Raw genomic sequence first — 1,683 nt, forward strand, 5'->3', positions numbered from 1 at the left:
GGTCGGGCCGGTCGGGCCGGTCGGTCTGGCCGGCGGCTTGACCGTCGGCTCGGCCGGCGACACCCAACCGGTGCCGAGGACCGCGTCGCCGGACGACGGCGGCCTGGAGCGGCCCGCTCCGCAGGACGAACCGGTGGTGACGCAGGAGCGGTCCTCGGGCGAAGCTCCGGCCCCGCCCCGTCGTCCTGCCCCACCAGAGCAGCGGGGTCGGTCGAAGCCGGGGAAGGGTCTCGCCACGTGGGTCCGGGCTGGGCTGCTGGTCGCCGTCCTCGCCGGCGGATGGTTCGCCTGGCGGGTGCTGCCCTCCCTGCTCCAGAAGGCCGAGCCCCTCGTCGCGGCGGCATGCGGGACGAGCGCGTCCACGCCGCCCGCGACCGACGTCACGATCGGCTGCGCACCCGTCGCCCCCACGATCGACGGATCCTTCGACGACTGGAGGTCGGTCCCCGAGCACGACGCGGATGCCGCGGTGTTCGGCGCGGCGGAGCGCCGGGCGGGACTCACCGCCACGTGGCAGGCGCTGTGGGACAGCGACGCGGTGTACCTGCACGCCGTCGTCGTGGACCCGGTCGTCACCCCGACCCAGGGACCCGCGCCGCAGTGGTGGAACGGTGACGCCGTCTCGTTCGAGATCGGCCCGGACGCCCGGACGCTGGCTCGGACCGCGCCGTTGCGCCCGGGACGGGACTTCCACGTGATCCTCGCCGTGCGCGACGACACCGACCGCCGCGCGGCGGCCGACGTCAACACCGTGGGCCGCAACGGCCAAGGCAGGGTCGTCTTCGCGACGGGCGGCGCGAGGCCCGCGATCTCCGTCGTGGCGCGGTCGCGTGACGGTGGCTACGAGCTCGAGGCCAGTATCCCGTGGTCCGAGGTGGGCCGCAGCGTGGCGCCCCAGCGTGGCGACGTGCTCGCGATGAACGTCAACCTCAGCGACGCCACCGGCCCCGGCGCGACCTGGGCCCTGCGCACGATGCTCAGCAGCAACCCGCAGCGGTCGGGCGCGAATCAGAACCTGCCCGCCCGTTGGCAGAGCGTCGCGCTGGGCGACTCGGGCTGACCATGGCCGGTCGGCTCTACGCCCTCCTCGTCGGGATCGATGCCTATCCCCCTCCGATCCCGGCGTTGTCCGGGTGCGTCAACGACGTCACCGCCTTCGCCGAGGTCCTGCGCGATCGCGTCGGCGCGGACGCACTCGACCTCGTCGTGCTGGCGGACGACGAGGCGACGAGGTCCGCAGTGACGACGCACCTGAGGGACCACCTGGGACGCGCCACCGCGCAGGACGTCGCGGTCTTCTACTTCAGCGGGCACGGCTCGCAGCAGGCGACGCCCGAGGAGCTCTGGTCGATCGAGCCGGACCGGCGCAACGAGACGCTGGTCTGCGTCGACAGCCGCTCCCCCGACAGCTGGGACCTCGCCGACAAGRAGCTCGCGGGCTTGCTCCACGGCATCTCGGCGTCCGGCTGTCACACGCTCGTCGTGCTCGACTGCTGCCACTCCGGTGACGGCACCCGCAACGCGGACGAGGTCGTCCGGCTCGCACCCCCCGACGCCCGGTCGCGCCCCGCCGCGACCTTCGTCGCGCTGGACGACGCGACCGCCGCCGTCCGCGGCGCCGGGCGCTGGACTCCGGCGGGCCATCACGTGCTGCTCGCGGCCTGCAGGTCGTCGGAGAAGGCC

Annotated in this window: 2 protein-coding genes; both read left to right on the top strand. The window is 74.4% G+C overall.

Annotated elements, in window-relative coordinates:
- Window positions 1–1,060, top strand: a 1,060-nt coding sequence (locus tag AC1DP0_RS21625) for a sugar-binding protein (RefSeq protein WP_478088591.1), incomplete at its 5' end; no start/stop codon positions are given.
- 2 nt (window positions 1,061–1,062) lie between these two features.
- A partial coding sequence (locus AC1DP0_RS21630; protein ID WP_478088593.1) for a caspase family protein occupies window positions 1,063–1,683 on the top strand: 621 nt, incomplete at its 3' end.

This window comes from Terrabacter sp. P5_B1, from assembly GCF_056400505.1.